The sequence below is a fragment of the Bacteroides sp. AF39-11AC genome (assembly GCF_003474285.1).
In the GTDB taxonomy this organism is placed as follows: domain Bacteria; phylum Bacteroidota; class Bacteroidia; order Bacteroidales; family Bacteroidaceae; genus Bacteroides.
Genome location: NZ_QROH01000018.1, coordinates 1 through 8859 on the forward strand (window position 1 = coordinate 1; position 8859 = coordinate 8859).

At 42.1% G+C, this 8859-nt stretch carries 6 protein-coding genes and 1 pseudogene; 2 read left to right on the forward strand and 5 right to left on the reverse strand.

Translation table 11 applies throughout. The features are described from left to right. The 5 genes and pseudogenes from DW036_RS25000 to DW036_RS25020 all read right to left on the reverse strand — a co-directional run. Positions 1–715 (reverse strand): annotated as a pseudogene (locus tag DW036_RS25000) (ribulokinase); the annotation flags it as partial. 8 nt (positions 716–723) lie between these two features. Further along, the gene (fucP, locus tag DW036_RS25005) at positions 724–2154 is read right to left on the reverse strand and encodes an L-fucose:H+ symporter permease (RefSeq protein WP_118466677.1); all 1431 of its coding nucleotides are present in this window, start codon (positions 2152–2154) and stop codon (positions 724–726) included. A gap of 25 nt (positions 2155–2179) precedes the next feature. Further along, a complete protein-coding gene (locus DW036_RS25010; protein ID WP_118466679.1) occupies positions 2180–3403 on the reverse strand; it encodes a DUF6786 family protein in 1224 nt (407 codons plus the stop codon). 14 nt (positions 3404–3417) lie between these two features. Then, entirely contained in the window at positions 3418–5205 is a 1788-nt protein-coding gene (locus tag DW036_RS25015; RefSeq protein WP_118466681.1) for an L-fucose isomerase, read from the reverse strand. A gap of 79 nt (positions 5206–5284) precedes the next feature. Further along, positions 5285–6289: a LacI family DNA-binding transcriptional regulator gene (locus DW036_RS25020; protein WP_118466683.1), complete on the reverse strand. Its 1005-nt coding sequence runs from the start codon at positions 6287–6289 to the stop codon at positions 5285–5287. Positions 6290–6523: 234 nt separating this feature from the next. Here DW036_RS25020 and DW036_RS25025 point away from each other — a divergent pair, with 234 nt between their 5' ends. Together DW036_RS25025 and DW036_RS25030 are read left to right on the forward strand one after the other, a co-directional pair. Then, positions 6524–7609, forward strand: a complete 1086-nt coding sequence (locus tag DW036_RS25025) for a hypothetical protein (RefSeq protein WP_118466685.1) — start codon at positions 6524–6526, stop codon at positions 7607–7609. 433 nt (positions 7610–8042) lie between these two features. Then, the coding region (locus tag DW036_RS25030) for an FGGY-family carbohydrate kinase (RefSeq protein WP_233560543.1) at positions 8043–8859 on the forward strand (817 nt) is incomplete at its 3' end.

Genomic DNA, 8859 nt, shown 5'->3' on the forward strand with positions numbered 1-8859 from the left:
GCGGAAGAATATTTCGCAGAGAGGGGTTAAGTTCTAAAAGAACTGAGAAAGAAGGAAGTCCCCAACTCTCATGCCACATGGCCTTATGACCTGCAGCACAACGACTACGAAACATTTTTTCAGGTATTGTATTCCCTGTTACCAAGCCCGTCATCCAATCACAATGCTCTGCCCATGAATAAGCGGCATCTCTTACTGCAGGATTCGTATTGATAACATGTAAAACTTTCGACCATACCCATTCAGAAGAATAAGTACCTCCTTCATAGAGCAAATAATCAAGATTGCGTTCTCTGATAAGAGTATTAATCTGTTCCGCTTCACGAACAGCCGTATGATCTTTCCAAAGAATAAACATAGCATCCGGTTCTTCTGCAAACTCAGGACGTAATGCCAATGGCATTCCATCACGATCAGTTAATGCAGGAGTACTACCGGTGGTGTCAAAGCAGAGTCCACAAATAGAAGCTACTTCTTCCGTCTTCAAATGAGATAAAGCCATATGTACGGCTTCCGTCATAGATTCCATATAGTCTAATGGATGTTGCCGATAACGATTACATCGCGCATCACAATAAAGACCAGCTTTCCAACGGGGATAAAAACTTACCCCCGTAGCAATCTCATGTCCATTGCATACATCCACTATCAGTGCACGACAAGAATCCGTACCAAAATCAAGTCCAATGACATATTTCTTATTCAATTCTATCATGTGAGTCTTTATTTAGTTGACAATTCTTGTTTTCTCGCAATGAAATATCCATAGTAAGCGATTACAGCAAATGCTATAGCCGGAACAATATAAGCCGCCATGATACTACCAGTTTGATCAGAAACAATCCCTTGAATCTGAGTCAGAATAGCAGCACCTGCAATAGCCATTACCATAAACGAACCGCCAATTTTAGTGTCCTCTCCAAGTCCGGTAAGGCCAAAACCATAAATAGTCGGGAACATTAATGACATACAACCGGAAATTCCCATCAAGCAATAAACACCGAAACTCCCTTTACCGAACATGGCACCCAAACAGCACATTACGGCAAGAATGGCAAGTCCTATCAGTAGCTTATAAGCTTTCACATACTTCATCATTCCCGTACATGCAAATCTCATGAATACAAAAAGAATGAGCGACATGATGTAATAAGTGGCAGCAGCTTGTTCTGCAGTACGCGGCAATAAGTCGTTCAGGCCAAGCCATTCACAGCAATTATAAAATGCGGCAGCCATCGGTTCTATATTACGCAATGCATTGACGACAGTATCTGCTGAAGCAGAATCTCCTAAAGAAGCCAATACACCGTCAAAATCTAATTGTTGCATAGCATAGCGAATAACAAAAGACCATACAGCAATTTGAGCACCAACATAAAAGAATTGTGCAACTACTCCCCACACATAATTCTTATTTTTTACAAGCCGGCGAAGCGTAGCACCAAATTCAACCTTTTCTCCACTCTCACGAAGATTTGGCATTTTGGTCAGTCTTATAGCAAGCAACAACACTACCATAACCAGACCAAGCACTACATAGGCCGTAGTAACAGCATTCAATTCCTGTCCCTGAATGACAGCTAATTCTTCAACCGGAAGTTGGGCACGTTCTGTTGCCGTCATTCCATTCAGTTGTGAAAGAATGAAAATCTGGCTGATTACTACTCCCGTAATTGCCCCGAACGGATTGAATGCCTGAGACAAGTTCAAACGGCGCGTAGCAGTACCTTCAGGACCAATTGCCAATACATAGGAATTAGTAGAAGTTTCCAGAACTGAAAGCCCTGCAAAAAGTACAAAGATCGCCAACAAATACATGAAGAAACTGAACTCAACATTTACTTCCGAACTAAGCATTGCCGGATAGAATAGTAAAGCTCCAAACGCATATAGACCAAGTCCCAGCATTACACCGGATTTATAAGTATATTTCTTGATGAACAAAGCACCGGGAACAGCACAACACCCATATCCCAACAAATAGCAGACCACTTGTATCCAAGCTGTTTTAGAATCACTCATACTCATGATTCGCTTGAATGCGGCAAGCATGGTATCCGTAAGGTTATTGGGGACAGCCCAGGCAAAGAAAAGCGTGGTGAGTAGGACGAACGGAAAGAGGATTCCTTTCGGTATTATTCGATTCGATTCCATACGAATTTGATATTATATAATTACCCTATTGAAACTTTGATTTAATTACATTCAAATCTGCTCCGAATAATTTCTGTACGATAGGAGCGAGCTGTCCGTCTTCACCTTGTATGTGAACCACCTTTTGTGTATGTACCAGAGATGCACCGGCTGCAAGTTCTGCTCCCGGAGAAGATGTTTCGATTTCATAGAAAGGTCCCATGATAGAGCCATCTTCCACCGGACCATCATTATAAGAATTGATAACATCACCGGCAAATGGATCTTCCTGAGGTCCCCATTGACCGTTTACATAAGCCGAAGGAGCATCGGGCAGGCTACACCATAAAATAGTCAGTACACCTTTTGACGAGTCATAACTTCCGCATAAATTTGTTGCACGTGAAGCTGGTAATCCCAATTTTGAACGATATTTCCCATCTATTTTAAAATAAATGATGCCATTTTCCTTAATCAATCTGTCTGATGGAATCTTACCGAAATATTCGTCATTTACAATAATGCCTTCCGTATCTTCTTTGTATGGAATGAAAACGGTGGTAGTCGGTGTAGGATTGAACATACTGAGCATCCATACTGATACAAGACCACCTTCTTTAGTCCATGCATTGGTCCCTGTATTAGTAATCTTGTTATCGCTCTTATATGCTACCAGTTTCATAGCTGGTGAAAGTTGTATACCAAAATCCATAGCTACTTCATTAGCATTCATCAATGATACTGTACGGTCGATATTCATATCGAATACTGTACCTGAAGCATTGGTCAAGCGGGTATCTTTTGCGAAATGGATACTATTTTTATCCTGTGACTTGATAGTAAAAGCTTCCGTATCAAGAACCGTGGGAACTACCCAGTTATCATAAACCTGTTCCTGTCCCTGCTTAAAATAGAGCGAAAATGGTCCACCTTCGGGGCCGAGCCAGAAACGTTCTTCACCTCCTACAGGATTAAACTGCGGGTTGATTTTACCTTCACGTATGAAACGGTAATTTATCCAACCATAACTATCCCCTTCGTCACCGGAAGCGGAAGTAGTCATTACCCGTCCTTGCCATGCCGGAACAATCATAACTTTGGAATTTCCATCAGCAGAAACCAGTTCAGTGTATTCTATGCCATTCTCTTTCAGAAACTGGGCATCATAAGCATAACTTCCCATCTTAACTTCTTTTTGTCCGCCACAAGATGCGAATACCGTAATCGCACCTACAAGCAGAGTGTTTCTCAATTTGATTCGTTGTAACATAACTCAAATGTTTTTCATTTATAGAGAGGTCCGTAATTTTTGCAGGCTCTGTAATCACTACCTTCCATATCTTCACCGAAAGCAGTCCATGAGCTGGGGCGGAAAATATCTTCCTCAGGAACATTGTGCATGCATACAGGGATGCGAAGCATGGAAGCCAGCGTAATTAAATCGGCACCCGTATGTCCATAACCGATGGCACCATGGTTGGCACCCCAACGGTTCATAACCGTGTATACATCGCGGAAATGCCCCTTACCAGTCAGGCGCGGAGCAAAGAAAGTAGAAGGCCACGTACGGTCGGTACGCTCATTAATAGCCTTGAAAACATCTTCATCCAAGTTGACAGCCCAGCCTTCAGCTATTTGCAGCACAGGTCCTTGACCTTTTACAAGATTAAGACGGCACATGGTTACAGGCATTTCGCCACGGGTCAGGAATTGGGAAGAATAACCACCACCGCGCATATATTCACGTGAAGCCGGATACCATTTAGTTGCAGCAAGGCATGCTTCAACCTCTTCTTCGGATATTTCCCAGAAAGGTTTCATAACAGGTTTACCATCGCGGGTTTCAAGTCCTGTTCCGTCCAGTGTACAAGAACCGGAATTGATAAGATGAATGAATCCATTGGCAGCTTTGCCTTCCAGCTTTTTACCGGTTACCCGTTCTACAGCTTTCGGGCTCCAATATGTGCGTACATCAGCAAATATTTGTGCAGTGTTGGATAATAAGTGACCCAACAACATGGAAACACCATTCAATGTATCATTTTCCGTAGCAAAAGTAAATGCTTCACGAATACCATTCCAATCAAATGAACTGTTCAGAATAGCTTCAGAGAAATCTCCATCCGGTTTAAAATCAGTCCATTGACGTTGTCCCTGGAAGCCTCCGACAATTGCATTGTGTCCCATCGCCTCTTCTTTGAAACCCAGCTCCGCCAACTTAGGGTTACCAATCATCATGTCACGAAAAATCAGAGTCATTTTCACCACATACTCCCAACGTGCGTCTTTTTCCTCACGGGAATATACCAGATGTTCCGGATTGAAATCAGTTCCTTCGTTGCTTTTGCAATATTTCTCTGTCCATGCCATGGCACGTTCAAATTCTTCATGATCATAAATGCCCAACTGAACACGGCGTTCAATTTCACTGGCATCTACATACTCATTACGCATGCCCAAATATTCCTGGAAGAAATCCGGATTAGGGATAGAACCGGCAATACCCATCGATACACTACCAATTGAAAGATAAGATTTACCTTTCATTGTTGCAACAGCCAAACCTGCACGGGCAAAGCGCAACAATTTTGCTTGTACATCTTCCGGTATTTCCGTATTACTAATCTCCTGTACATCACGTCCATAGATACCAAATGCAGGCAGTCCTTTTTGTGTATGTCCTGCCAAGGCAGAAGCCAGATAAACAGCACCGGGACGCTCTGTCCCATTAAAGCCCCAAATAGCTTTCGGAATTTCACCATCCATGTCAATCGTTTCAAATCCATAGCACCAACATGGGGTAACGGAAAGCACGACCCCTACTCCGTTATTTCGGAACTTTTCTGCCGCCATAGCTGCTTCGGCCACACCACCTATAGTAGTATCTGCAAGAATGCACTCCACAGGAGTACCGTCGCTATGACGTAAAGTGGAGGAATAAAGTTCTGCTACTTTATGAGCCATGGTCATGGTCATATCTTCCAGTGATTCACGGATGCCACCGCGACGGCCGTCAATGATAGGCCGGATACCAATTTTCGGCTTTCCGCTAATAAGTCTTGAATTAATCATGGGTTAAATAGATTTATACGGGTTAATATTATAAATTTACTAAATCGTTTAAGCAACTATTTAAAAAAAATAGCCCCGCTTAGGGGGTTATTTCCACAAACACCCCTTCAGCAAGTACTGACTGCACAGTATTACCATTAGCAATATTATCTATCAGTATCTCAAGCGCTTTCTGCACTAATACTTCAGCGGGTTGTTGAACATAGGATATAGGGGCACTGAAAAAGTCGAATGCAGGAGTCCCATCAAATCCTACCAAACCTATTCTATTGATAACCTCTTGTCCCAAATCTTTTATTGTATACAAACAGGCTATTGATATCATATTGGTTGCAAATAAAAATGCATCTGCCCCTCCCTCAATTGTTTTAGGCAATAATCGGTCGGCTGATTTCCTTGGAGTATCCTGTTTCAGGAAGATAACGTTTGCCAGCCGTTTCTTACCAGCCTCTTCCATAGCTTTCTTATAGCCGCGAATACGCTCTTTCATGTGGATCAGATTAATATCATAAGCTACCATACATGGAGCCTTATATCCGGAATCCAGCAGGTATTTAGTTGCAATATAAGTTGCATTACAATTATTCAGAGCCACATAGCTGACATTTATTTCAGGAAAATAACGGTCGAAGAGTACAATTGGAACATTGTTATCTACCAATGATCCAATGGATTTTTCAGAATTCTCGCAAGGAACGATAATAAGTCCGTCTACACCTTTATTAATAAGGTTACTTACCACGCGATCCATTTTTTCCGTATCTTCGTCTGAACTACCGAAAAGTACGGTATATCCACGTTTAGTTGCTTCGTCTTCTAATATACGGGCTAATTGTGAAAAGAAGGGGTTAGATATATCAGACACTACAACTCCAATTGTTTTAGTCCGCCCACTGCGAAGGCTCTTGGCAGCAATATTGGGCTGGTAATTCATTTCCTGGGCTATTTTCAATATACGCTTAGCCGTTTCTTCGCCCACACGATATTCCTTCTTCTTACCGTTTAGTACGAATGAAACCAATGCTGTTGATACTCCTGCGGCTTCAGCAATGTCTTTTAGCGATACTTTTTTGAGTGCTGACATATGGATTTAAGTATAACGTTTTTGCTATATATTGGTAGTATGCTTTTTATTTATCTACTGAATTTGTAGCACTTAGCACTTTACCACGTTGCAAATATAAACATAAAAAATTAAATTGCAAATTATTTTGCTAATTCGTTATAACAATTTTATATTTGCAGCGTACAACTATAGTGGAAGCCGGGTAAACTGCCATAAATAACATATAAAAAACAAATTTAAATCCTTAAGACAATGAAAACCAAGATTCTATTTACCTTTTTATTCTTTGTAGCCGGAATATATTACTGCTACGGCCAAACAGATTTGAAAATTGACCCTAAAACTTTAGCAGTTCCTGAGAAAAACGGAATATGGGTACAACCTGCCCAAAATACCAAAGCACAACCAATATGGGGATTCGCTGATGGTATCAGGATCGGGATCACTCCACTCGATGGTCCTCGGGGGCTGATTCGTATTTATACTCCTTATTTGGAACATGATGAATTTGTAGTAACTAACTTCATCGCATTTGAACCTATAGACAAAGCAAAAAGTATCCGGGGATTATCCGAATTAGAATGGAGTGAACTGGACAATGTACGTGGAAAACGTTTTTGGAGTAGTGATACACCCGAAGCACCTTCTTTTCCTGATAAATATTATCCGGCACATGGAGTAGTGGCTAATGAAAACGGAGTTGAGACATTGACAGTGTATTTCTTTTGCGAGACATTTGATAACGGTGCAGATGTCTATGTTCGGATTAAGTTTACTGCAGGCAAACCTTATGAGTTTGAAATAACCGGATATGTAACGGAAGAATCCGATGAATTAAGTCGTTTCATCCTTACAGCAACAATGGGTAACAAAGCCCGGCTTAGAACATTATATCTTGCAAACGGAAAAACAAAAGAAGCTGGTCAGTTATGGCCAACTTATACAGATTCTAATTTTACTGAACACAATCATACCTCTTTGGCTGAAATGATAAAAGATAAAAATGGCGGTGCTTGGTTCATTGCTTCACCTGATGAAAAAGATCCAACTCAAGCTGTTTATGCAGAAGATACTCATTCGCATTGGAAATATACCGGCAAGAAGGCTACACAATATTGGTATTGCCCAAAACCAGGTAATGAATTAGAAGGAGTGGTAAATGGACGCTATACTTATTGGGCCAGCAAATCTCCAATTCCCGGTGGTATCTCCTATGAAAATTTTGAATTGACAGAGCCTTTTCATGCCGGTCAGAGTTATATATTTGGTATAAGCCCTTTTTCACCGGAAGAAATTATATCGGGGATTAATTCAGACTCTGTTCCAAATAAACCATAATTTCAACTCTATCTTACTATTATATAGTAGGTTGTAACATTTTCTTTAACCCAATCTATTTCACTTCTGCCTCATATCTAAATTTTAGTCGAACCTTGCTTACTCCCTACCTACTCCTTCTATATAATAAGGAGAAGGTAAGGAGTAGGTAGGGAGTAAGTAAGGAGTAGGTAAGGAGAGAGTGTAGTACAGGCATATTCATAATTCAGACAAAAATCGTGAGAATATAATAAACAGTAGAAATGTGACTCAATTTCTACTGTTTGCTTTTTGTATCCCTAACTTTCCTAAATATAAGTATTAGATTCTCTATTCTTTCTCAGTTCTTTTAGAACTTAACCCCTCTCTGCGAAATATTCTTCCGCATCTTTTCACCGAAACTTACACCAGCGACACCCGTGCCGGAACACTGACCACCGAATGGGCAGCCCGGTTGGGACTTCCCCAAGGCATCGCCGTAGCCGTAGGAGCACTCGATGCACACATGGGAGCCGTAGGAGCTTCGGTAGCACCAGGGGTACTGACACGCATCATGGGAACCTCCACATGCGACATCATGGTAGCGGAGAAAACCGAGATAGGCGACCGATGCATAGAAGGCATCTGCGGACAAGTAGACGGGTCCGTACTACCCGGATTCATAGGTTTCGAAGCCGGACAGTCAGCCTTTGGAGACATTTATGCATGGTTCGCGAAAGTGTCGTCATGGGCACTGAAGAATATTCCCGAAACGGAAGCCGGACAGAAAGTCTTGGATGACATGCTGACCGGTCTGACGCGTGAAGCCCAAGGGATAGAACTCTCAGAAGACAACATCGTCGCTCTGGACTGGATGAACGGTCGCCGTACCCCCTATGCCGACCAAAGTGTGAAAGGCGCTATTGCAGGACTCACTTTGGGCAGCACTGCCCCGGAGATCTTCAAAGCGCTGGTTGAAGCCACAGCATTCGGTTCCCGCCGCATTGTGGAACATATGAAAAGCCAGGGGCTGCGGATAGATTCGGTCAATGCCATTGGCGGAATCAGTAAGAAAGCTCCTTTTGTAATGCAGACGCTGGCAGACGTGCTGGGCATGCCTATCCGCATCGTACGCTCGGAACAGACGTGTGCATTGGGTGCAGCTATGTTTGCGGCGGTTGCAGCGGGAGTTTATCCTACGGTCGAGGAAGCGATGAGGTATATGGGGTCGGATATTGAAATAGAATATAGACCGGATACAGAAAGAAAGAAAATCTATGAAATACTTTATA

Excerpts from the sequence above, each read along its gene's own strand:
- fucP (WP_118466677.1), bottom strand. The coding sequence starts at position 2,154 with ATGGAATCGAATCGAATAATACCGAAAGGAATCCTCTTTCCGTTCGTC.
- DW036_RS25010 (WP_118466679.1), bottom strand. The coding sequence starts at position 3,403 with ATGTTACAACGAATCAAATTGAGAAACACTCTGCTTGTAGGTGCGATT.
- DW036_RS25015 (WP_118466681.1), bottom strand. The coding sequence starts at position 5,205 with ATGATTAATTCAAGACTTATTAGCGGAAAGCCGAAAATTGGTATCCGG.
- DW036_RS25020 (WP_118466683.1), bottom strand. The coding sequence starts at position 6,289 with ATGTCAGCACTCAAAAAAGTATCGCTAAAAGACATTGCTGAAGCCGCA.
- DW036_RS25025 (WP_118466685.1), top strand. The coding sequence starts at position 6,524 with ATGAAAACCAAGATTCTATTTACCTTTTTATTCTTTGTAGCCGGAATA.